Source organism: Exiguobacterium sp. UBA7533, assembly GCF_002479335.1.
Taxonomy (GTDB): domain Bacteria; phylum Bacillota; class Bacilli; order Exiguobacteriales; family Exiguobacteriaceae; genus Exiguobacterium_A.
This window is the reverse complement of the sequence record NZ_DLMP01000005.1, coordinates 194,911-218,081: the sequence shown is the minus strand read 5'-3', so window position 1 is coordinate 218,081 and position 23,171 is coordinate 194,911. Positions and strand designations below refer to the sequence as shown.

The 23,171-nt window shown below is 46.1% G+C and carries 28 protein-coding genes; 18 read left to right on the top strand and 10 right to left on the bottom strand.

Annotated features, from left to right (window positions below):
• Positions 1-2: 2 nt before the first annotated feature.
• Positions 3-692 (bottom strand): ABC transporter ATP-binding protein, encoded by a 690-nt coding sequence (locus tag B2U10_RS08575; RefSeq protein ID WP_050677982.1) that lies wholly within the window; start codon positions 690-692, stop codon positions 3-5.
• 109 nt (positions 693-801) lie between these two features.
• Positions 802-1,194, bottom strand: coding sequence for a hypothetical protein (locus tag B2U10_RS08570; protein WP_050677983.1), 393 nt, complete (start codon positions 1,192-1,194; stop codon positions 802-804).
• A 197-nt stretch (positions 1,195-1,391) separates the two neighbouring features.
• Between B2U10_RS08570 and B2U10_RS08565 the strand changes: the two genes are divergently transcribed.
• Both B2U10_RS08565 and B2U10_RS08560 read left to right on the top strand, forming a co-directional pair.
• Positions 1,392-1,910 (top strand): DUF4256 domain-containing protein, encoded by a 519-nt coding sequence (locus B2U10_RS08565; RefSeq protein WP_290786826.1) that lies wholly within the window; start codon positions 1,392-1,394, stop codon positions 1,908-1,910.
• 138 nt (positions 1,911-2,048) lie between these two features.
• Positions 2,049-2,912, top strand: a complete 864-nt coding sequence (locus tag B2U10_RS08560) for a sensor domain-containing diguanylate cyclase (protein ID WP_290786824.1) — start codon at positions 2,049-2,051, stop codon at positions 2,910-2,912.
• Here B2U10_RS08560 and B2U10_RS08555 read toward each other — a convergent pair.
• Complete coding sequence (locus tag B2U10_RS08555) at positions 2,874-3,563, bottom strand: alpha/beta fold hydrolase (protein WP_290786822.1); 690 nt, start codon at positions 3,561-3,563, stop codon at positions 2,874-2,876. The two genes, B2U10_RS08560 and B2U10_RS08555, sit on opposite strands and share 39 nt — an antisense overlap.
• Entirely contained in the window at positions 3,560-4,396 is an 837-nt protein-coding gene (locus B2U10_RS08550) for an alpha/beta fold hydrolase (RefSeq protein WP_290787657.1), read from the bottom strand. Before B2U10_RS08550 ends, B2U10_RS08555 begins: the two co-directional genes overlap by 4 nt.
• Positions 4,397-4,444: 48 nt before the next feature.
• Here B2U10_RS08550 and B2U10_RS08545 point away from each other — a divergent pair, with 48 nt between their 5' ends.
• Positions 4,445-5,113, top strand: coding sequence for an HAD family hydrolase (locus B2U10_RS08545; RefSeq protein WP_290786820.1), 669 nt, complete (start codon positions 4,445-4,447; stop codon positions 5,111-5,113).
• A complete protein-coding gene (locus B2U10_RS08540) occupies positions 5,110-5,493 on the top strand; it encodes a GNAT family N-acetyltransferase (RefSeq protein ID WP_290786818.1) in 384 nt (127 codons plus the stop codon). The genes B2U10_RS08545 and B2U10_RS08540 overlap by 4 nt, the downstream gene beginning before the upstream one ends.
• 99 nt (positions 5,494-5,592) lie before the next feature.
• Here the strand turns inward: B2U10_RS08540 and B2U10_RS08535 are convergent, their stop codons facing one another.
• Genes B2U10_RS08535 through B2U10_RS08530 form a run of 3 tightly spaced genes read right to left on the bottom strand, consistent with a single transcriptional unit; the run spans position 5,593 to position 6,534 of the window.
• Entirely contained in the window at positions 5,593-6,048 is a 456-nt protein-coding gene (locus B2U10_RS08535) for a hypothetical protein (RefSeq protein WP_290786816.1), read from the bottom strand.
• Positions 6,045-6,176: an RNA polymerase sigma factor gene (locus B2U10_RS15555; protein ID WP_369792027.1), complete on the bottom strand. Its 132-nt coding sequence runs from the start codon at positions 6,174-6,176 to the stop codon at positions 6,045-6,047. The genes B2U10_RS08535 and B2U10_RS15555 overlap by 4 nt, the downstream gene beginning before the upstream one ends.
• The gene (locus B2U10_RS08530; protein ID WP_290786814.1) at positions 6,166-6,534 is read right to left on the bottom strand and encodes a sigma factor; all 369 of its coding nucleotides are present in this window, start codon (positions 6,532-6,534) and stop codon (positions 6,166-6,168) included. The genes B2U10_RS15555 and B2U10_RS08530 overlap by 11 nt, the downstream gene beginning before the upstream one ends.
• 158 nt (positions 6,535-6,692) lie before the next feature.
• Between B2U10_RS08530 and B2U10_RS08525 the strand changes: the two genes are divergently transcribed.
• The 12 genes from B2U10_RS08525 to B2U10_RS08470 all read left to right on the top strand — a co-directional run bounded on the left by B2U10_RS08525 (position 6,693) and on the right by B2U10_RS08470 (position 18,917).
• Positions 6,693-7,103 (top strand): group-specific protein, encoded by a 411-nt coding sequence (locus B2U10_RS08525; protein ID WP_290786811.1) that lies wholly within the window; start codon positions 6,693-6,695, stop codon positions 7,101-7,103.
• Positions 7,100-7,651: an AAA family ATPase gene (locus tag B2U10_RS08520; protein ID WP_290786809.1), complete on the top strand. Its 552-nt coding sequence runs from the start codon at positions 7,100-7,102 to the stop codon at positions 7,649-7,651. The genes B2U10_RS08525 and B2U10_RS08520 overlap by 4 nt, the downstream gene beginning before the upstream one ends.
• A 179-nt stretch (positions 7,652-7,830) precedes the next feature.
• Positions 7,831-8,637: a phosphotransferase gene (locus tag B2U10_RS08515; protein ID WP_290786807.1), complete on the top strand. Its 807-nt coding sequence runs from the start codon at positions 7,831-7,833 to the stop codon at positions 8,635-8,637.
• 53 nt (positions 8,638-8,690) lie between these two features.
• Entirely contained in the window at positions 8,691-9,122 is a 432-nt protein-coding gene (locus tag B2U10_RS08510; RefSeq protein WP_290786805.1) for a hypothetical protein, read from the top strand.
• Between the two features lie 46 nt (positions 9,123-9,168).
• Positions 9,169-10,152: a DUF2268 domain-containing protein gene (locus B2U10_RS08505; RefSeq protein ID WP_290786802.1), complete on the top strand. Its 984-nt coding sequence runs from the start codon at positions 9,169-9,171 to the stop codon at positions 10,150-10,152.
• A 9-nt stretch (positions 10,153-10,161) separates the two neighbouring features.
• Positions 10,162-10,476 carry a hypothetical protein gene (locus B2U10_RS08500; RefSeq protein WP_290786799.1) on the top strand — a complete coding sequence of 105 codons (315 nt, stop codon included), beginning with the start codon at positions 10,162-10,164 and terminating at the stop codon, positions 10,474-10,476.
• Between the two features lie 633 nt (positions 10,477-11,109).
• Positions 11,110-11,805, top strand: coding sequence for an ABC transporter ATP-binding protein (locus tag B2U10_RS08495; RefSeq protein ID WP_290786796.1), 696 nt, complete (start codon positions 11,110-11,112; stop codon positions 11,803-11,805).
• A gap of 26 nt (positions 11,806-11,831) precedes the next feature.
• Positions 11,832-12,605 (top strand): hypothetical protein, encoded by a 774-nt coding sequence (locus B2U10_RS08490; RefSeq protein ID WP_290786793.1) that lies wholly within the window; start codon positions 11,832-11,834, stop codon positions 12,603-12,605.
• A gap of 19 nt (positions 12,606-12,624) precedes the next feature.
• On the top strand, positions 12,625-15,261 hold the full coding sequence (locus B2U10_RS08485) for an ABC transporter permease (RefSeq protein ID WP_290786790.1): 2,637 nt from the start codon (positions 12,625-12,627) through the stop codon (positions 15,259-15,261).
• Positions 15,262-15,313: 52 nt separating this feature from the next.
• Entirely contained in the window at positions 15,314-15,730 is a 417-nt protein-coding gene (locus tag B2U10_RS08480; protein WP_290786787.1) for an NUDIX hydrolase, read from the top strand.
• 14 nt (positions 15,731-15,744) lie between these two features.
• A complete protein-coding gene (locus B2U10_RS08475) occupies positions 15,745-18,372 on the top strand; it encodes an ABC transporter permease (protein ID WP_290786784.1) in 2,628 nt (875 codons plus the stop codon).
• Between the two features lie 17 nt (positions 18,373-18,389).
• On the top strand, positions 18,390-18,917 hold the full coding sequence (locus tag B2U10_RS08470) for an HAD-IIIA family hydrolase (RefSeq protein ID WP_290786781.1): 528 nt from the start codon (positions 18,390-18,392) through the stop codon (positions 18,915-18,917).
• A 203-nt stretch (positions 18,918-19,120) separates the two neighbouring features.
• Here B2U10_RS08470 and B2U10_RS08465 read toward each other — a convergent pair whose 3' ends face one another.
• Positions 19,121-19,243 carry a hypothetical protein gene (locus B2U10_RS08465; protein ID WP_255344362.1) on the bottom strand — a complete coding sequence of 41 codons (123 nt, stop codon included), beginning with the start codon at positions 19,241-19,243 and terminating at the stop codon, positions 19,121-19,123.
• 159 nt (positions 19,244-19,402) lie between these two features.
• Here B2U10_RS08465 and B2U10_RS08460 point away from each other — a divergent pair, with 159 nt between their 5' ends.
• Together B2U10_RS08460 and B2U10_RS08455 are read left to right on the top strand one after the other, a co-directional pair.
• On the top strand, positions 19,403-20,659 hold the full coding sequence (locus B2U10_RS08460) for a hypothetical protein (RefSeq protein WP_290786778.1): 1,257 nt from the start codon (positions 19,403-19,405) through the stop codon (positions 20,657-20,659).
• Between the two features lie 30 nt (positions 20,660-20,689).
• Complete coding sequence (locus tag B2U10_RS08455) at positions 20,690-21,964, top strand: hypothetical protein (protein ID WP_290786774.1); 1,275 nt, start codon at positions 20,690-20,692, stop codon at positions 21,962-21,964.
• Here the strand turns inward: B2U10_RS08455 and B2U10_RS08450 are convergent.
• Complete coding sequence (locus tag B2U10_RS08450; RefSeq protein WP_290786771.1) at positions 21,945-22,475, bottom strand: hypothetical protein; 531 nt, start codon at positions 22,473-22,475, stop codon at positions 21,945-21,947. The two genes, B2U10_RS08455 and B2U10_RS08450, sit on opposite strands and share 20 nt — an antisense overlap.
• Positions 22,472-23,059, bottom strand: coding sequence for a TetR/AcrR family transcriptional regulator (locus B2U10_RS08445; protein ID WP_290786768.1), 588 nt, complete (start codon positions 23,057-23,059; stop codon positions 22,472-22,474). Before B2U10_RS08445 ends, B2U10_RS08450 begins: the two co-directional genes overlap by 4 nt.
• Positions 23,060-23,171: the final 112 nt, after the last annotated feature.

The window sequence follows — 23,171 nt, the reverse complement described above, 5'->3', positions numbered from 1 at the left end:
GCTCAGACTCGCACGAGACGATCTTCGATGATGACGCCATCTCGCATCTCGATCGTTCGGTTCGCCCGTTCTGCGAGTGCCGGATCGTGGGTGACGAACAAGACGCCGCAGCCCTTCTCTTCGTTTAATGACCGTAAAAGATTGAAGATGATTTCTCCCGTATCCGTATCGAGGTTCCCTGTCGGCTCATCGGCAAGCAACCATTTCGGTTCATGGACGAGTGCTCGGGCAACGGCGACCCGTTGCTGTTGTCCACCGGAAAGTTGCGACGGCAAACTGCCTGCTTTATCAGCGAGACCGACTTGCGCGAGTAACTGCTCGGCGCGTTCTTTTTTATCGTATGGTACTTTCCGACCGAACAGAGGCGCCATGACATTCTCAAGCGCTGTCAGCGTCGGAATCAAATGAAACTGTTGGAAGATGAAGCCGATGTTTTCGAAACGGAAATCGGATAGTTCCTTACTGTTCAATTTATTGATCGGCTTTCCGTCATAATGCAACTCCCCACTCGTCGGACGATCGAGTGTCCCGATCAGGCTGAGTAACGTTGATTTTCCGGATCCTGAAGGTCCAATGATCGAGATGAAGTCACCTGCCTCAAGCGTCACATCGATGTCTTGTAACGCATGTGTCTCGACACCGTCTCCCGAAAATGATTTTCCCATCTGTTTGCATTGAAATGTTCCTTCCATATGTAAGCCCTCCATATATTCATGATAACGTACTATTCAAGAATTTATTGGGAATTCCTTCTAAATGAAAGGAAATAAAAAACAGCATTCTTGAGGAACAAGAATACTGTCAAGAAACACGTGGTTGAATGGAGACGAAATTTTTACGATAGACGAGTTCATACGGTAAGACGAACAATAGGCAAGCGAGAGCCGTGAATTGGATCATGCTACCGAATGGTGGTAACGGAGACAATGACGCATCATGCCACGCTTCATATAGACCGATGAATAGAAATAAGACGACAGCACTCGTCGTCACGTAGATGAGTAGACGAAGGGTCAATGGATAATGACGGACGATCCACAACATCGGTAAACCAAAGATAAAATAGGATAACGTCATCGCAAACGTTCCGAACTGATAGACGATCTCAAAGTCGATCGTCGTCAAGAACGAATACGCTGTGAACGCTAAGAACGAAAGAATCGTCACAACAGCCGCATAACTGATCCAGCGCATACGGTTGGGCTCCTCTCCTGAATGTCGTTCCTGTTCGCGCAATCGCGACAGAAACCGGATATGTACAATTAGTGTAGGCAGTCCGATTTCATTTGTCAATTGTCTTCAGATTGACTTATTCAGTCACTAAACGATTGCACTGGAAGCGGATTCATTGAATAATGGAAAAAAGGAACTAGGAAAGTGAGGTTTTACCGATGGAGGACCAATTCACGAAATTTTGTGATCGCTTTGAAGCTACTCCTGATCGCCATGAGGGTCTTTCGTATGACGAGGTCGAGTCACGACTGACGTCTTCGAAACAAGCAGCCCTCGCTTGGATGGAACAGACAGGCGGAGAGCCGAATGTCGTAACCCTTGATGGACGATTCGTCATCGTCGACACTGTCAAAGAGAGTCCGTCTGGTCGTCGAAGTGTCTGTCTGGACGAATCCGCTCGACTTGGTCGAAAGAAAAATGCGCCTGCCGCAAGTGTCGAGTCGATGATTGAGACGCTAGAGGTGCACCTCTTAACACCTGAACAGTATCAAACACTGCAGACGCAGTTTTCGTTTGACGAAAAAACCTCCAGTTGGCTTGCGACGCCGGACGTGATTCGTCAAAAAGGTGGCGCCTTATTCGGAGATCGTCGCTATGAGACGACGTTCATCTACCACAACGGGGCGGATTCCTATTATGCGAGCCGAGGATTTCGTGTTTTACTTGAATTGGAATAAGCCAAAAACCGCTTCGTAGTCCAAACGAAGCGGTTTTTTACAATAATAGGGAATAATACCCAATCGTGATATGATGGACGTTGAGTACAGGAGGTGGACGTCATATTTGTATTGGGATTGATTATGGGTAGTCTTTTAATGTTGCTCAGTTTCCGGTTATTCCACCAGCAACAACCGGATACAATTGCGTTATGTAAAGATATCTTCTATGTGTTTGAAGTCCAGCCGGAATATCGATTTCGATATATCAGTCCGTCCCTCGATGACCATATCGGCAAGGGAGTGGCAACAGCCAGCTATATGGATCCGGATCAGTGTTTTGCAAGGATTCATCCGGAAGACATCGAAGTCTTGATGTCGAAGATTTCGGGCGACTGTGACTACGATCAACCGTTCCGGCAACGCTGGCGGACAAATGACGGGACGTACGTCTGGTTCGAAGAATATGCGACACCAATTCGCGAAAACGGACAGATTGTTGCCATCCAAGGGGTGATCCGTAACATTGACGAGCAGTTGAAATCACAACAGGCACTGCTCGATCAATACCGTATCGATGCCTTGACACGGCTTGGGAATCGCCATGCCTTCAACGAGGCTGTCCGCAATCTCGATCAAGAGAAGACGACGTATGGATTGATTCTGCTTGACTTGAATGAACTAAAGGAGCTCAACGACCGATTCGGTCACGCGGTCGGTGACGCCTTGCTTGAACAAACAGGACTTTGCATCCGCCGCTTAACAGATCATGGTTACCGGATCGGTGGTGATGAATTCGTCTTGATCGACGATAGTGCGTCAATTGACACGTTTGAGGCATTCGTCGAACACGTCCGCTCGACGTTCGCGACGCACGAGATTGAACTCGCGATCGGTGCCGTTCATTCGACAACAGGACGCCGGATCGACGACGTCCTGCATGAGGCAGATGTACGGATGTATCAAGAGAAGATGAAAAAACGCTTAAGTTGTCAGCATGGATTGATGCGCTTGAAGCAGTAAGGCGTTGAAGCGTTCCGGTTGATCGAGATTCGCCGTATGCCCGGCTCCCTCGACCGGTAAGACGATGACGTTCGGCACGTGTTCCGCAATGAACGCGGTTGCGTCGACTTCGTACGTTTCATTCGTTCCGTTTAGGATGACGACCGGCAAGGTGATCGACTGCAACATCGATTCCGTCAGTGCCGGGAAACGGAACGTCATCAAATCGAGGACTGCCCGTGCTGTCGTTTTCCAGGCAGGACCATGCAACTGTTCAAATTGGTCGGCAATTTCCGGTGCTTGTTGTTCGAGGTCGAGGAAAAACTCTCGTTGTTCGCGCATCAGCGGTTCCATCGCTTTAGGAATGAATGGTGAAAAACCCGTGATACATACACCTTCGAGTTCGTCCGGTGGGTCGAGTGCCAGTTGCATCGCAAGAGTCGCGCCGAGCGACAACCCGAGAATCCATCCTAGACCTTCCTGTGCCATCCGTTCGCGGATGGCACGTGTTGCTTGTTGTAGGTAATCCTCCGTTGCCGGTTCCGTCGTCATTCCGTGACCAGGTAGATCGATCGGAATGAACGTAAAATCATCCGCTAGAGCGGATAGTTGTGGCGCAAAGTGTGTCGCTGCCGTTCCCATTAACCCATGCAGTACGTACATGCGTGTCATACGGTAAACTCCTTCGGTTGATGTAGTGTTAATATCGCGTTTACGATGACGTCCGGACGATCGCGATGCATCAGGTGAGATGTGCCCGGAACGAACGTCACGTTCGCCTGATAGGATAGATTCGCCTGTCGCCATATTAATTCCTGCCATTTATTTTCCATTCGTTCGAGTTCATCTTCCGGAAAACCAGCTGTTATCATCGTCTGGATTGAGTTCGTTTTATCCCGACCGAGAACGGTCAGCGGGAACCCAAGGTCACGCATGAGTGGCTGAAGCGCCTTCGCATCACTCTTCCACTTTGAAATGATGGCATGCATCGCCTGATAGTACGCTGGGTTCCAGTCCGTACGTTCGTCACCATCCGGGAAACGGTCACGTAAATCGGTTGCTGTCGCTAATTCCGCGAATCGTTCGATCCAGACGGCGTCATTTCCTTCTTGATCGAGCGTCGGTGTATCGAGCTGATCAAGTTCTGCTAAGTCAACGGATGTCGCCTCAACAAGGACAATACCGGCGACACGTTTCGGATAATGTAAAGCGAAAGCTTGTGCGACGAGACCGCCGTAGGAATGCCCGACGAGTGTGACCGGTGTCGTGATGTTCGTTGCGCTGAGGAACTGGTCGATTTGCTGTAAGATGCCTGTCGTTCCGTTCATATAATCGTCCGACCATTCGTGCGGATGGAAGCTGACGACGCGATAGTCTGGCACTAAATTTGTCAAAATGTCCGACCAGTCCTGATACGTCCCACCGAGCGAGGGTAATAACAACAATGGTCGACCTGTCGAACCGTTATCATAGTACGTCACTTGTTTCTCTTGTTGCTGAATCATTCGTTCCAATGAAATCACTCCTCTATGGTATGAAAGGTGTTGTTGATCTTGATTCGTGCGCTATTGTTTGATTTAGACGAGACATTACATGACCGGAGCGGGTCTCTTCCCTCCTTTCTCGAGAACCAATATGAGCGTTTTTCAGCTCAAATCTCGCCTATTGCGCTAGACGAATACGTCAGCGTCTTCTTAGAGCTTGATCAAGGCGGCCGGGTCTGGAAGGACGTCGTCTATGCCGAGATGATTCGGCTCTTCCAGTTGTCGCTTTCTATTGAAGTACTGCTACACGACTACGTGACGCGTTACCCGATCTTCGCACTGAGCTTCCCTGGCGTTACTACCTTTTTTGCGCAATTACCTCCCGAGTTACCGATTGGTTTGCTCTCGAACGGTAGAACGTTGTTTCAACGTGCCGTCCTTGACGCGATTGCACTCACTTCTGCCTTTACGCAGATCGGAATCTCGGAGCAAGAAGGCTTACGTAAACCGGATCCGGGGTTTTTCTTACGTGTGACAGAACGTTTAAGTGTTCGTCCAGAAGAGGTGCTGTTTGTTGGAGACAACTACGATCACGATATCCTACCGGCGCGAGCGCTCGGTATGCAGACCATTAGGAAGCGCACGGGCGATGTTGCGTTGACCGACGCCCAATTTTCGGACTGGTACCAGTTGCCGCTTACGTTACACAACCTTATTCCAAAGGAGACTCATCTATGACTGAACAGATTCGCCGTTTCCAACCTGAAGATTTTGATCAGATTCATCGCTTGAACGAATTAGAAGGGTGGCAGGATCTCGTCGCTGATCAAGAGCGGACGCGTGAAGCATGGATCAATGCGAATGCCGCTTACGTCCTCGAGTGCGACGGACAAGTCGTTGCTTATGTCCGTGCTTTGACAGATGGTTTCGTGACGACGTATGTCTGTGAGCTCCTCGTCAGCCGCGAGGCACGCAAGCAAGGATACGGACAACAGTTGCTCGATCACTTGCAACATACCTATCCGACGCGGATTGATTTACTGGCAACCCGTCAGTCTGCTCCTTTCTATGAAGAGCAAGAATTTCGTGCTTTCTATGGATTCCGTAAATCACGATGACGTGAACGACTTCGATTAACTCTTGCTCGTCACGTTGTAGCCCATCTCCTGATAAAAGTGATGGGCTGTTTCGTGTTCCAGTCGAATGCCACTGTTCACTTACTGTGTTGGCGACAAAATCATTACCCGTTCTCGGCCCTCTTCCTCACCAACGACTAGCACATGCTCGGATACCGGATCGTTCTTGACTTGAAAGACGGTAAATGCATCAAGGTTCGATGCAAAATCAGATGTGTCCTGTTCTAGTTTCGTATCGGTCAAGACATCGTCAGTAACGCCAATTCGCTTCCCTTTCAGCTGTTGCCAGTCTGGATCCGTGATTCTTTTTGCTACCGTGTAAAACTGTTCATCATAATACATGCCGACCACCACCGATTGCGATGATTGTTCGGGAACGGTCTCTAGTAAGGAACTAAAACCAACGATCGTCAGACCAGCTGCGAGACAGGCGGCTTGTACGGAACGCCGACGTCGTCTCGCTTTCCTAATGCCTTGGACCGTCCGTTGTCTGACGGATGACGGTACATCAATCAAGATTGATCGCTCATGACTCATAGGCTCATTCCCTTCTGTCGTCGACGTATTTTCTCAAGTGCACGGTACAACGTGCTTTTGACTGTACTCAGTGGCACATTGAATGTGTCTGCAATCTCTTGCAAGGACAAATCCTCTTCATACCGCAAGTAGACGATTGAGCGTTCGGTCGGCTCGAGGATCTCGAGCAAATCCTTTAGATACAAACGGACGCTCTTCAAATGACGTAGTTGGACTGAGTTCAACTGTCAACGGTTGAAACGACGCACGCTGTTGCTTGAACGCACAATTCATCATAATTCGCATCAACCACGTCTTAAAATACGAGGCATCACGTAGACTCTTTCGCGCACGCCACGCTCGATACGCGACCTCTTGGACATTTTCAAGTGCCGCTTCCTCTTCTTTTAGATAAATGAAGGAGATACGGTATATATAGTCCTCTTCTGCGAATAAAGCTGCTTCAAAAGCAGCGTCGGATAATGCTGCACCGGTTTTTCGAAACACATCGGCATCCTCCTCTTTTGCAATCACTCCCTTATTAGATACGCAACACATTTAAAAAGTTTCATTTTTTTCAAATTTTTCTTATAATTCCCTTTTATTGAGTGAATGAATTCGATAGGATGGGACACAGAGAGATAAAAAAGGAGGATGTACGACGAATGAAACTCTATATCGCTTCTCGCTTTGACCACATTTTGACCGTCCGCTGGCTCCGGGATGAACTCCGCTTGCGTGGTCACGATTTAACATACGACTGGACGAAGAACGACCGGGCAGAAGATTCTGAAGCATTAAGAAAAATTGGTCTTGAGGAATTCGAAGCTGTCAAGCAAGCGGACGCCTTTGTCCTCGTTTTACCAGCAGGAAAAAGTAGCCACGTCGAACTCGGGATTGCGCTTGCGACGAATCGACCGATTTATTTATGTATGCCGGATGCGACTTATTTCACCGGACCGTTAGCAAGTACGTTTTATCATATCGGGCGAACGACTCCTTGCTTCGGTACGAAGGAAGAGTGGCTAACGCAAATCATTGCCGATCGCTTACCCGAGGAACAACTAACGTCATGAGGACGGTCCTGTTGACGATCGGTCCGACACATGCCGGGAAAACGACGTTCGCCAAAAAGCTTGCCTATCGTCTCCCCTCAAGCCTTATCATCGATCAGGATCTACAAGCACGCTTTTTGCTCGAACATTATCCGGATCTCGTCCCAACAGAAGGTCCGAATCACATCAAACATGACTTGACGGGATGGTTGATCGAAAAGGCGATTACTTCCTCCTTTGAGACAATCATTTTATGTAATGCCAACACTACACGGACCGGTCGGAAACAGCTGTTAAATCAATTTCCCCGTTCGACGTTCCGCTCGATCCTCGTCTGGTTCGATTTACCCGAAGCAATCCTTTCAAACCGACTGACTTACTCCAATCGCGATGGAAGAGAAATTCGTGGTAACTCGTCGTATCACGACATCTATCAGCGGCAACGAATCGAGTCGCCAGTTTCCAGCGAAGCGGACAAAGTCGTTCGTCTTCGTTCGACGGAAGACGTTGAAACATTCCTCGAACATGTCACGAATTCGTCGCAGGATTCTCTCTTCGATGAAGTGTGACTGATTGAAGAACATTACAATCGCAAGTAAAGCACGAACATGAGATTCGACCTTCTTCCGACTTTTTGATCGTCGATTCCAGTCTTGTGGTAAAGACAATCCGTTTCTTTTAAGCGGATTCATAATGACCAGACGATATGTAACCGATTACAAATGAAACAAAGAAAGTAGGAGCGATTATGTCTGAAGAACAACGATTGACTGGCGGAAATGTCTCCGCCGTCTATCAAAAAGGCAACTATGTCTATCGTACACAAAATGAGAACAGTCCAAATATTCATCGTCTATTACGCCATTTAGAAGCGAAACATCTATCCGGTGTTCCCCGCTTCGTCGGTATCGATGAACAAAATCGAGAAATCCTGACCTTCCTCCCCGGTGAGACGGCAGACTATCCGCTAAAAGCATACATGTGGCAAGACGATGTCATAAAAGACGTCGCGCGATTAATGCGCAAGTATCATGACGCTACAGTCGACTTCGAAACCAGTGACTGGGAGCCATTGATCAACACCCCTATTCCATACGAAGTCATCTGCCACAATGATTTTGCTGTCTATAATACGATTTTTCAGGATCAACGTCTTAGTGGCGTGATCGACTTTGATTTTGCAGCACCCGGACCACGTGCATGGGACATCGTCTACGCGCTCTATACGTTCGTCCCGCTCAGCAGTAGACGGCAAGCACCTGACGGATCCGTTCTTGCCTATTCACCGGAGCAAGATGATGCACGCTTTGCCGAACGAGTGAGTCGATTCCTTGATGCTTATGGTTATGAAGGTCCGCGTTCCGAATTGCTACCGATGTTATTGTTGCGCGTCGAAGCGCTATATCTGTTGATTGATCAACGAGCTGTCGACGGCGATGTTGCCTTCATGAAGATGAAAGAAGAGGGTCACGATACACATTATCGAGCAGAACATCGTTTCATCGCGGAACATGGTCCGAAATGGTTCATCGATAAAGATTCATCAGAAAAATAATAGTTTATCTTTCACGTTAGATGTCCGTGATCTTCATAGAGGAGTGATTTCCCGTGAAAACGATTGATCTTGATTTTTTACTGACGACTGAAGAATACGAACTTGAACTGGATAAGATGTCGCTAAAGGCAAATGATCATTATGCGATTGATTTCTATTTTTATGGGGCTGACGAAGCGTTCAAGCTTATAATCAACGATCCTTCGCGTGATTACTTTTTGATGCGTTTTGAAAAGTACGCCGTCTTCCTAGGAACGTTACAAGAGCATGGCATCATCGACGAGAAGCTTCAAAATCCATATCCAGTCGTGAGGTCAAAAGAATCGATGTTCGGTGATTTTGCTGCGAAGTTTATGAAAACGGACGAAATCTATACTGAACGGGGAGACTTGCACTTATTTGCCATCAGGACACATGAACAGGAGGTTTATATTTTGTCCTACAGCGATCCGATCGTCATTGATCATGTGGCGAAAGAGGATTGATATAGAAAGCAGTTGTTACATCATAAAAAAGGAGGATGAACGTATCTTGAAAAAATCATTGATATTACTTTTAACTGCTCCCCTTCTGTTTTTGTCTGCTTGTACAGAGAAGCAAAAGACAACACAACCCACTACTGAACTGTTATCGAAGAGTACAAAAGTAAAATCCGAATCTGTAAAAATCGATGCCGAAAGTACATTGAACATTGTTTTTCTTTATGAACCATATAAACAATATCTACAATCGTCCTTAAAAAACAATGATCCTGAAGAAGATAAAAAGAATTATGCAAAATATGTCTTAAGCTATATCGACAAAATCGGGGAAAAGGAGCAGTTTGCGACAGCCGACTTGAAAGGTTTCCCGATGTTGCAATCAACCGTGTACGAACAAGAGCTACTCGACAAAATCGAGAACTTGATGAAACAACAAGATGACATTACAAAAATCATTAAAAAAAATTACATCGCTTCTCATAAGATCCTTCCCAAAAAGAAAAGTACCATCATCGTCGCTCCGGTTAATCCTGAATCCTCTTTCGATCTTCAGTCAATGAAAGGTGTTACAGGAGCAGCCTATAAAGATGCATTCATTCTCTATCTGGATACAAACTACGATAAAGACATCCTGGCATATTCGACGGCACACGAATATCATCACTTAGTCCTCAAGGATACACCTGATTTTAGTTTAAGTACGACTCTTAATTCCGTCATCGTTGAAGGAAAGGCAGATGCCTTTGCCGACCGAATCGTCAAAGGCGTCTCCCCTCCATGGAATGTCGAAATGGATGAAGCAACGAAGAAACATGTCGTACATCTGGTCAACAGCTATGAAGTATCACAACTCGACTTCGTCGTAGGTAACAAACAAAAAGAGATTCCTCGCTGGAGTAACTACATTTTGGGACGTGATATCCTCAATCACTATTTTGAGTCGCATCCAGATCAGTCCATTACTGACTGGACCTATACGAATCAAGCAGATATCTTAAAAGGGTACACGTATCAAAAGATTCTTGAACAATGAGGTGCTTTCATGAAATACATATGTCCCGTCTGCGGATATGCGCAAATGGACGACGTTGCTTATGACGAAAATGGTGACGCTTCGTTTGAACTTTGTTCTTGCTGCGGCTTTCAGTTCGGAGTAGACGATAATGTCGAAATCGAGGACGGTATCTTTTTATCGAGAAGTGAGACACATGACTTGTATCGCTCAAACTGGCTCAAAGAAGGTGCTAAAGTCTTTAGCCCTTATGCCTTTGAGCCTGGTACAGGAAAGGGTGAACCTTTAGCGAGAACGGCTTTGAAAAAACAATTACGAGCAATTCATATCAGACTAGAAACATAAAAAAGGAGCGCCGCTTTTCACGATGACTCGTGTGAGTTCGCGCTCCTTTTTTATGTCATCATGCTCGAATCTCGTGCATCATCAACAAAACGGTCACGATAGTTCCTTGATGCAATTGATTCTCAATCGTTACCTCACCATCATGTGAATTGATCATCCGTTTGACGATTAACAGACACGTCTAGTAAATCAAGGATAATTTGAAGTGATTTCTTCGTCCACTGTCGTTCCAATATTACGTGTGACGTCCGAGGTTGTTTATCGAGGCGGTACCGTTTCCTTTCAATGACCGTCTACCGATTTATTGTTTCAAGCGTTTCTGAGAAATAGAAGAATATTTTTAATATCTTCGACTCCACTACTCTTTTCGTTCCTTATGCCTCTCATCGTCCTAAAAAGATGGTGGTATCAATTCACAGGAGCATCAGCATGATTCTTCCACTGATCCATAACCTTTTCTTGCGTATTCATTTCATTTTAAATATCTCCTTAGATTGGGGTTAATCCAATCTTAGAGAGAAGTTATAAGAAAAACATAAATGAGTAAGGATTTCGAAAATAAAAACACAATAGACAAAATTTTCTAAAAATAATACACTATATTTAACCAAATTATGTAAAAGGAGTGGTCACATGAATATTACCTTTCAAGATGTTTCGCACTCGTTTGAGCGAAGCGGTGTCCGGACCGATGTCTTGCATCAACTAAACGGACAATTTTTGCAATCGGAAGTAACGGCACTCGTCGGTCCGTCCGGGTCCGGAAAATCGACGTTCCTTAGTCTCCTTGGTTCGCTCGATCGTCCGTCGTCCGGTCAGATTCTCTATGACAGACAGGACATTACGTCTTGGAAGAACAAACGGTTATCACAATTCCGCTCGCAAGAGATCGGCTTCATCTTCCAGCAGTTTCATCTCCTACCGTCACTGACGGTGTCTGAAAACCTAAAGGTCGCCTTGTTAAAACAAAAGACGTCGTTTAATCAAGACGAGCGAATCCTCGAGCTGCTCGATCGGGTCGGACTCGACGACAAACGAAATGCTTTACCTGCTCAACTATCCGGCGGGCAGCAACAACGGGTGGCAATCGCCCGCGCCTTGTTGCATCATCCGCAATGGATTCTTGCAGATGAGCCGACTGGTAATCTTGATTCCATGACCGGTGACGCGATTTTTGAACTGTTGCTAGAACTGCATCGTGAAGACAAATGTGGCGTTTTATTTGTCACACACGACTTAGAACTCGCCGAACGCGCTGACCGAATTCTCTTCATGCAGGATGGTCGGATCGTCGAAGACCGCCGAAAACGCACGGTGCAAAGTGTCTAAGTACTGTTTATGAGGAGGTGTCTGCGATGCAAACGTTTCGAAGCAAACTGATTGCGAGTTTCATTGGCTCTATTGTCGTTTTTCTATTGTTGTCCGTATCGACGCAGTCTGCGTATGAAGCGTTTCGGAATGCGGACTTCTCGGAACAAGAGACGACGATTGTGCGAGATTGTAATCATGATGACTTATCAAAACTTATTTTCAAAAAAAATAGTTGTAAACTCGATAACACAATCGACGAAAATTCTGAAGGTGAAATTTTAGGTATAAGTACAGGTAAAACGGAAAAAGTGGATGGAACAGCACGTGGAAAAGCCAATGCTACCAAGTCGCCAGGCTTTTTGGAATCAGCCGAAGAAAAGGCAGGCTCTAGTTTTTCGATCATCCTTCTCTTGTTGCTTCTTGTCGGAAGTTTCATCATTTATTTTGTAATCAAAAAACGAAAGCGACTCACAGGAAAACATACTTTAGACATTACGGAGACTATGGAAGATCAATCAAATCTTTCTTTCAAGAATAAAACTTCGTCTACAACAACTCAGTCTATGCCTACTCCTCCTATAGAATCATTACGCCTGATGCTATTTGATTTTAACCAACGATTACCACGAGCCCTCAAGCGGCAAAGTCATGAGTCGTTGACAGACTGGACGGAGCGCATTCATCTGGTGACGCCACTCTCTCCTTACTTCGTCACCCGCTACGCAGCGCAAGCAGAAGTAGAAGCACTCGATGCACAAGCGATTCACCATTTCGAACAAGATCTTGCACATTATTTAAAGACGCAAATCTCCCAATAACAAGCAAAGGAGACTACATATGCTTCGTTTCGTCATCAATCAATGGCGCCGGCAGCGCGGGAAATTCATCCTTACGCTCGTCGGTGCGCTCATCATCAGCGCCGGACTCAGTCTGATGTTCAACTTGACCGACTCCAGTCAGGGAACGGTCGAACAAACATTACAAAAGAAATGGTCGTCTGCGTATGACATCGTCGTACGACCGAAAGGCAGTCAGCTTGCAAGTGAGTCGAATGATTTACTCGAACCGAACTATTTAAATGGTATCAATGGTGGAATTTCCTTTGAACAATACCAACAAATCAAACAAATGAATGCGATTGATATTGCAGCTCCGGTTGCTGTTATGGGATATGTAAACTCTGTTACTTCGTTTAAAAATGTATTGAAGTTTCCAAGCGAACCCGGTATGTATCGTCTAACAGAAACGAATTTTATCGAAAATGGTTTTACGAGAGAACGTCAATCGCATAGCGTCATCCATATCTCTCAAGGTACGAAAGTAAATGTTCCGAAAAATGCTTCTTTTTTCAATGAACCCATTGAAACGTTTAAAAATGCAATTGCAAGAAACCCAGTATTGATTGTTGGAATCGACCCTGTCGAGGAAGCTCGACTTGTCGGATTAGATAAAAGTGTTCGATTAAATAAAAAGTCTCGATATTTCAACAGCACAGATCAACATCAATCCGGTAATTATTCGGACGAACACATCATACCTGTCTTAATAAATCCAAACTCCTTTAATAGAGGAAGCTATGAATATACAATCGAAAAATTAGATGCCCCCTTTAAAACAGAGCAGGATCAACAGAAGCTGATTGATAGTCTAGTAAAAAAACAACCGAAGCGTTCAGTTCTTCGTTCAGTGTTAACTACGTATCCTGCAAAAAAAATACAGCATCTCGAAATTCCAGCATCTAAAGTGGAAGAAAACTACCTTCAAACACTTATAGAAAAGACAAATTCTACGTATGTTGATATGACAAGCGCTGAAGGAGCCCAACTACTATATAAATCTGGACCACTCTCGTTTAAGCCAGCCAATAGTCCATATCCAAGTCGCTGGAAGACTGCCTATGAAGTATCGGCTTCGCCAACTGAGATCAAAAATTGGACATATGGAAAACAGTTTTTCCCTAAAAAAGGTTTCCGTTCCCTTGAATCCGTCGGACGTAAGATCAAAAAACCAAAACCAGGTGAGTTGGATACCGTCTTCCCATACCTTGCATTCAATGTCGTCGGACTATACGATCCAAATAACATCAAGGTCTCAAAAGATCCACTGAATGAGTTACCCATGGAAACATATCGTCCCTCGTCTGCTGATCTTGTTTTAGATGCGAAGAGCGAACCTGTCAATCCTGCAAAATCAATTGATACATCTGGTAATCCCGTAGGATTGTTGACAAGTTCTCCAAACATCCTAACGACGATTGATAGTGCACGAGCAATCAATGGCGAACAATCGATTTCCTCAATTCGTCTGAAAGTGAAAGGTGCAACGACCGTCAGCGAAGAATCAGAACAACTGCTACAAGATGTGAAACAACAAATCGAGCGAGAAACCGGTCTCATCGCTACAATCACAAAAGGTTCATCTCCTCAACCGGTTGTCACAAAAGTCGTCGATGAAGGTAAGACGCTCGGTTGGATCGAACAACCATGGATTCACATCGGTGCTGCGATAACAATCTTCCGCGAGACGAGCGTCGGTTTCTCAGGCGTCATCTTCGCGATGCTCGCTGTCGCGATTGTCTATGTCCTCGCGACAAGCTATGTCTCGATGCTCGCGCGCAGAAAAGAGTTCGCTGTTTTACTCGCACTCGGCTGGCGGACGAAGGATCTTTATAAAATCGTCTTGATCGAGGCTGCGATCCTCGCTGGATTTGTCTCGACGGTTGCCTTAATTGTCGAAGGGATCTTCTCATATGTTCGTAATGAAGCGATGAACGGCTGGAGTCTTCTTTGGATCGCGCTGTTCAGTCTCGTTATTTACCTGGCTGGTGCGACCTGGTCGGCGTGGACGATCCGTCGCATCTCACCTTATGAAGCGATTAAGACCGGTGAATACGCGAAAGCAGCTCGCGTCGGACTGAAACTTCGTTCGACCGTGACACTCGCACTGAAGGAACTGATCGGGAAATGGAAGCGCAATAGCCTGTCCGTCCTCTCGATTGCTTTACCGACTGCTCTCTTAACCTTCTTCCTGTTCGTGACATTCCATTTACAGGGTGTCCTTTACACGTCGTGGCTCGGACAATTCGTCGCCCTGCAAGTCGGTCCGATGCATTACGTGACGATGGGTGTTGCGATCACAATCGCCATTTTAACGACGGGAGAGATCATGTGGCAAAACGTCACCGATCGTCGCGCTTCACTCGCCGTCTTAAAAGCGCTCGGCTGGACGAACGGTGCAATCCGTCAATTGATCGTCCTCGAAGGCTTCCTGGTCGGTCTCATTTCCGGAGTCATTGGACTGATTGTCGCCTACACGACGATTTACGTTCTATACGACCTTGTTCCATGGAATGAACCGTTGTTGATTGGCGTATCGCTCGCCTTACCGATTCTGTTCGGTGTCATCGCGGCGTTCATCCCAGCACAACTGGCCGCTCGTGTTCAACCGTATCAAGAACTCAAAGATGCATCTTAATATTTGGCGGAGGGGCAACAGACGTTGTCCCTCTCTTCACATGAGGAAGTCTATGTTCCCTACATCGATCTATTCGTTATCAGCAGGAGCGGTCGTCTTGAATGACCAAAACGAGATTCTTTTAATCCAAGGACCGGATCACGGCTGGGAGTTTCCGGGTGGCATCGTCGAGCCTGGGGAAAGTGCAGCTGACGGTATCATTCGCGAAGTCAAAGAAGAGTCTGGAATTGAGATTGAAATCGTGAAATTTTGCGGCATCTATCAAAACCTCGAGGCGAATGTCTGTGCGACCTGTTGGCTTGCAAAAGCGATTGGTGGTCAACCGCAGACGAGCAGTGAAAGTTTAGCAGTCGGTTTTTTCTCGCTCGAAGAAGTGTTACGACGTGTAACGTGGTCGAACTTCAGCGAACGAATCTTACATATCTTAGATGAACAGTCTCATCCATTTTTCGTAGCCTTTACCCCATAAAAGGAGGAATGACGATGTTCCGTTTTGTCTTAAATCAATGGCGCCGGCAGCGCGGGAAATTCATCCTGACGCTTGTCGGTGCCCTGATCATCAGTGCCGGGCTCAGTTTGATGTTCAACTTGACGGACTCCAGTCAAGGAACGGTTGAACAGACGTTACAAAAGAAATGGTCGTCTGCGTATGATATCGTCGTGCGACCGAAAGGCAGTCAGATGTCGACGGAGTCGAGAAAGTTACTCGAACCGAATTATCTCAATGGAATCAACGGTGGGATTTCGTTTAAACAATATCAACAAATCAAGCAAATGGATGCGATTGATATCGCAGCCCCGGTGGCTGTCATGGGATACGCTAATATTGGCATCTCGATTCCAAATCAAATCCACTTTCCGAAAAAGCCTGGTATTTATCGATTGACTAATTCACATTATGGTGCTGGTGGATTTACAAAAGAACTCATTGCACAGGATAGTGCCTACTTTTCAACTATTGAAGAACCGCTCGTTCCTCCAAACACGCGATTGATCAGTCTTCAAGATCCGCAAGATTTTTCATCCGTACAACCCTTTACCTATAGTCTTATCGTCGGAATCGATCCGGAGGCGGAAGCGCAACTCGTCGGTTTGGATAAGAGCATCCTGAATCAGAAGAAGTTTCGTTACTTCAATCAAGAGGATGTTCCCTCAGCCAGCAAGGAGAGTTCTAACGCATTCAACATTCCGGTATTGATCAATCCAAAATCCTTCAATACGGGATATAGTCACTTCAAGTTAGAACAAGTTAACGTCGATCTGAAAACGAAACAAGCACGTGATACATTCTATCAACGACTAGCTAAATCGAACGATCCTCAACCTCTCGATCAAGAAAAACGCAAGATCATCCAAGACATTAAAGTCGATGCCTCTAAAGTCGAGAGCGTTTATTTCGATTCTCTACTCGGTCAAAAAACTAAGGTACTTCCGCAAGCAGAAGCATATACTAACGCTCAACTCGTCGCCCAGACAGGCTCTTTGACATATCAAACGGTGAAGAGTCCGTTCCCTACACGATGGAAGGATGCTTATGAAGTGCATACAGCACCTACTGCATTCAAAAACGCTATATTACCATCCACTTATCTTCCGAAGCGCGGCTTCCGGACCGTAGATTCTTATGAAATAAAAATGAAAAAATCGGATCAATCTGATTTTAAGTCAATGAATCCTTATCTGACGTTCAATGTCGTCGGTTTGTATGATCCGAACAAGATCAATGTGTCCAAAGATCCATTGAACGAATTACCGATGGAGACCTATCGACCATCGGCTGCGAGTATCGTACTTGACTCAAAAAATGAACCGGTCAATCCTGCTCAACCGATCAACACGACCGGGAATCCAATTGGTCTGTTAACGAACTCTCCAAACGTTCTCACGACAATCGATAGTGTCCAAAAGGTGATGGGCGACCAATCGATTTCATCGATCCGGTTAAAAGTAAAGGGTGCTTCTTCTGTCGGTGAACAGTCAGATAAAACCTTACAACGTATCAAGTCGGAAATCGAACAAGAGACTGGTCTTATCGCTACAATCACAAAAGGTTCATCTCCTCAACCGGTCGTCACGAAGGTTGTCGATGACGGCAAGACGCTCGGTTGGATTGAACAACCATGGATCCACATCGGTGCTGCGATGACAATCTTCCGCGAGACGAGTGTCGGTTTCTCAGGCGTCATCTTCGCGATGCTTGCCGTCGCGATTGTCTATGTCCTCGCGACGAGTTATGTCTCGATGCTCGCTCGCCGGAAAGAATTCGCTGTCTTACTAGCACTTGGCTGGCGGACGAAGGATCTCTATAAAATCGTTTTGATCGAGGCGGCGATACTCGCTGGATTCGTTTCAACAATCGCCTTGATCGTCGAAAGCATCTTCTCATATGTCCGTAATGAAGCGATGAACGGCTGGAGCCTTCTCTGGATCGCACTGTTCAGTCTTGTCATCTACCTCGCCGGCGCCGCCTGGTCGGCGTGGACGATTCGCCGCATCTCACCGTACGAAGCGATCAAGACCGGTGAATACGCGAAAGCCGCTCGTGTCGGACTGAAACTTCGTTCGACGGTGACACTCGCACTAAAGGAACTGATCGGGAAATGGAAACGGAATAGTTTATCCGTTCTCTCAATCGCTTTACCGACAGCTCTCTTGACCTTCTTCTTATTCGTGACGTTCCATTTACAAGGTGTTCTCTATACATCATGGCTCGGTCAATTCGTCGCCTTACAAGTCGGTCCAATGCATTACGTGACGATGGGTGTTGCAATTACGATCGCCATATTGACAACGGGAGAGATCATGTGGCAAAACGTCACCGATCGCCGCGCCTCACTTGCCGTCCTAAAAGCACTCGGCTGGACGAACGGCGCGATCCGTCAATTGATCGTCCTTGAAGGTTTCCTTATCGGTCTCTTTTCCGGTATCGTCGGACTGTTAATTGCTTACACGACAATTTATACACTATACAATCTTGTTCCGTGGAATGAACCGTTATTGATTGGTGTGTCGCTTGCCTTACCGATTTTGTTCGGTGTCATCGCTGCCTTCGTCCCAGCTCAACTGGCCGCACGTGTTCAACCGTACCAAGAACTCAAAGATGCTTCGTAAACTAAGGAGTTGTACACATGAATTCTATTCAAGCAATATTTCTTGACCGAGACGGGACGATTGGTGGAGATGACACTGTCCACTATCCTAGAACGTTTGCGTTATTTCCGTACGTTCCTTCGCTAATCGAACGCTTACGTAACCAAGGGATTTTACTGATTGCGTTTACGAATCAACCTGGTGTCTCCAAAGGATTGGCGCGTGAAGAGGATTTTCGAACAGAATTACAGAGCTTCGGCTTTGATGATACGCTGATTTGTCCGCATGCAGCGGAAGATCGCTGCACTTGTCGCAAACCATCACCAAATTTATTATGGCAGGCACAAGCAAAACACGATCTCCAACTCGAGCAATGTGTCGTCATCGGGGATCGCTGGAGTGATATGGTGGCAGCTGCTCGTGCCGGATGTATCAAAATCTTAGTCCGGACAGGTGCCGGAGAGAGCTCAATCCGCGATTACGCCGACCGATTAGAGCAAGCAAACGTCGACTATATCGCCGACGACTTGGCAGAGGCAATCGCTTGGCTCGACAAGCAAAACTGAATAAACGAAAAGGCGCAATTCCGTAAACGGAAGTTGCGCCTTTTGTTATTTCTTGGAACGTTTCGATTGAGAAGCTACGAAGATACTGTTCGCTAACACAAATAAGATTGCAAACCATGTCCAAAATGACATGCTACCGCCTCCTTTTGATGATGCGAGGGTACTTAAACTGTCTTCTTGTTCTTACCAAAAAGTTCCTGCAATCATTTGTTAGCGATTTTTCGTAATAGATAGAGTGCATAGATGATCGATGGGATCGCCATCGCCATAAGAATGAGATGGACACTCCCAAATAAAAGATTCATTGCTAGACTAAAATCTGACACTTTTGTTTCCTCCTACGTTTCAATGGTCCTTATATTTATTTTACTATAATAATACATTAATCTATATTCTAAGCCTTACAATTATGTAATAATTTTCAATTCCGCTTCATCACAAGGAGATTCACGTTACACTGAACGTACGAAATAGAGGTGAATACGTTGCATGCTTTAACGAAACAGCTGACTGATTATATGCTCGAGAAATATCATTTAACTGATTATGTGCTCTACGAATCGTCCTACACGCAAAACAAAATGAACGACCAAACCGGTTACTCTTTCGAAACGTTCTGGATTCCGCGTGGTACATCGGTCATCGAGGAAGAGGATGGCACGATGCTTCCTGAAGGAACGGTGCAGATTACAATTGACCCTGTCACGAAACGAACGACGACGTTATCCTTACACGGTCCGAACTCGATTCATTCCGTGCCTGACGATTTACGTGATCCAACCACTCGGATGACATGGATCGAATCAGAGACCGATATGATCCATGGTACGCATTTCATGCTCAAAGAAGAAAACGACACTTTTTTCAGTTATGTGAGTTGTCACGAAGGGATTCGGCTGTCTCCCGGTTGTTTCATTCACTTAACGTTAACGGAAAATGGTCAACTCGATGAGTTGTTCCTATACGGCCCTCATCCGAGTGATCATCATGTGAAACAGGAACCTTTCGCTTTAACGCTCGAGGACATCGACTCGCTAGCTAAACAACAAATAAAGCGGTTCTCCTATACAAAACCAGGACATCAATACGCGCATACTGTCGTCGAGACGATCGTGACGCAAGAAGGATCTATCCTTTTGCCTAGTAAACTGGATTTCACGTCATCACTCGATCGAAATGACATCTTAACGTGGGCAAATCCGTCAACTTCAATTCTCAAACGCCATCCTTTCCAATCAGCAGCAAGTGTGACAGCAGAGGATGTGATCATGCAGACCGAACATCCTGATTTTCGTCCGATCCAGCAAGAGACGGTGAACGCCTGTCGAAACGCGATTCAAGAAATCGTCCAAAACGTTTACCCTAGTGAATCCGGACAATGGATGATTCGTCATATCTACCGGCAACACCCTTACCTTGCTGTCAAATTATCTCGCGCGAATCCGACGTCCTGTGTTGATCAGCAAAGACGCGTCACGATTCTCCTTGATGAAAAGACGCTTGACTGGATTAGCTTGACCGACGATCAGGAACTCCATACCGTGTTCGCATCTGTTACTGCACCAGAGCTCGAGGATGATCAGCAAGATGTCATTTTCAATGCATTACGTCCGTACCTTTTGCTCACGCCGCGTTATGTGTTCGATATCTCAAAAGGTCAATACGTTCTTTGTGGTTTGCTTGACTCGAACCATGCCTACTTACCAGCAACAAATGAGGTCGTTTTAATACGTGATCTATAAAGTGAAGTTAGATATAAAGGAGTGAACGAGTTGCATCCATTAACGAAAGATTTAATCTCCCATATCCAAGACAAATATCAACTGAACGATTATGTCTTACATGAAACCTTCTATCGCCGTGAAAAAATTCGTGGTGAAACGCAATATTCGCTTGAGACATGTTGGTTCCCCATCAATCACGGTCCTTTGTCTGAAGACGAGAGTTATCCAGACTGTACGATAGAGATTCAAGTCGATACGGCTACAAAACGAACAACTTCGATTCATGTACATGGCGCTGTCACGATTCATTCTCTTCCAGAGGATTTACGTGATTCAGACATACGGATTGCTTGGCTTGAGCAAGAATTAGGAATGACGTTCGAGAAGCAGTTCATGTTCCTTACGCATCAAGATTCCCTGTATCAGTATGTCAGCTGTCATCACGGAATTCGCCTCTCCCCTGGTCTGTTCATATCGCTTGAGCTAACGAATGAAGGAGCGCTCGATTCTTTCGGTATCTATGGAACCCCCGCGCTGAGTAACAAGTATCCGACTGAACCGTTCACATTGTCACCTGTACAAATCACACCGATCATTTCAGAACAGATACGGTTCTGTTTACTACCTGGTGAGCAACAACCAATACAAGCGCATGCAATTGAAGAAATCTTTGTTTCTCAAGACGGCTTGCGCACGTATCCTCTAAGTAATCCCGAAACTTCGTCCGTTGCCATGAACGAGATCGTGACATGGGACAAACCGTCCACGTTCTCCTATACGCGCAAATTGATTAAGCGGCGAGACACCGTCACGGCACTCGATGCCGAAGCTCAAACGCCACATCCGGATTACCGACCGTTGACTGACGGGATGCTGGAAACATGTCAGTCGATTGCTGTAGATCTCATCGCTGCGGAATATCCTGAGGAGTCCGGAGCGTGGACGATTCAAGAAATCCATCGGGATTTTCCATTCATTAACGTAGTAGTACGCCGGACTCGTGACGACATAAATCTCGCTTACAAACGTCGTTTGACGATTCTTCTGATGGAAGATACTTTTGAAGTCAGCCTAATCGTTGATAACGAAGCATTTATTGACCTCTTTCATGATTCGACACAAGGATTGCCAAATAGCGTTCCCGAAGAAGTCATACGTCACGCACTCATGCCTTACCTGACATTGAAACCGTATTATGTCTTCGAGCGGGCACTTGACCACTATGTTCTCTGTGGTTTGCTTGACTCGAACCACGCTTATTTACCGGCAACAAATGAGGTCGTCTTACTCGACGACCTGTATGTCATTTCAGCCACTGATTGATTCGCTTCTTTACTACTTGCGGAAGAACGAGGCTTCTCAGCTGTTCGAGACGCTTACGGTCCACTTCCCGTTTTGTAAATACGTCTTCAATCATCGTGACCTTTTGTTCCCGCTCTGGAATCAGTTGATAGATGACGTACCAATCGACGAGTGCCATGAACGGACGTCCAGCTGAATCGATCGATTGTTCATCAAACGGATAGACGAACACGCCCTCGTCATGACGAACCTGAAGTCCGCTCATCAGATCAAGATCGATTCCTTCGATCATAAATTCTTGGAATACTTCCGTTGCATAGAGTGACGTCTCGTCTTGTTCAACGACAGTTCCCATCTCAGATAACAATAGGACTGCCCGTTCGGCGTCTTCTAGTGCGACGACGAGATCGATGTCGAACGGAGTGACAGGCAGTCCATGATGTGCTAGCAGCAATGAACCACCGATGCCGAAGCGAATTTGCTCTTGTTGTAATGCCTTGACGATATAGGCTAATACTTCCTGTAAGTTCATCGCCGGAACCCTGCCGCTCGAAACGGTCCTTCCATCGAAATCGTAAAGATGATCCGGGCAATCTCTTCCGGGGTCGTCTCATTAGGATGACTCAACCACGATTCAATGACACCGAGATGGGCAGCAGAAAGATAGGCGATGAGATAGTCTTCTGGAACGAGTCGTTCCCCCTGTTCGTGTAACCCTGAAAAAAGAATCTGTTGCATGTAATCACGGACGCGCTTCCGAAACATCCCGTCACTCGTCGGACTGAGCAAGATTCGCATCAGCGTCCGATTCTCATAGAGAAAGATCAAAAACGGAATGATTCGCCGGTACGGAGAGTCCTCCGTTTTGTTGATTAGGACAAAGGGAATCTCCCGTTCGAATGTCGCTTCGATCTTTTCAAAGATCTCATTCGTCATCCGTTCGAGCAGTTCGTATTTATCCGCGTAATGATGGTAGAATGTCCCGCGGTTGACTTCAGCGCGTTCCGTCAATAACTTGATCGTCACGGCGTCAAAGCCGACTTCGTCGATCAACTGAAGGAACGTTTCGCGTATTCTGCGGTCAGTCCGAATGATGCGTAAATCCTGTTTTTTCATCAATATCGCCTCTTTCTTCAACAGTTTGTCGGAATGTGTCGCTTAAGCGACAGATGGACGTCAACTGGTCATTGCTCCCAGTTTCTCTCCCTTTTATAATGAAATTAATCAA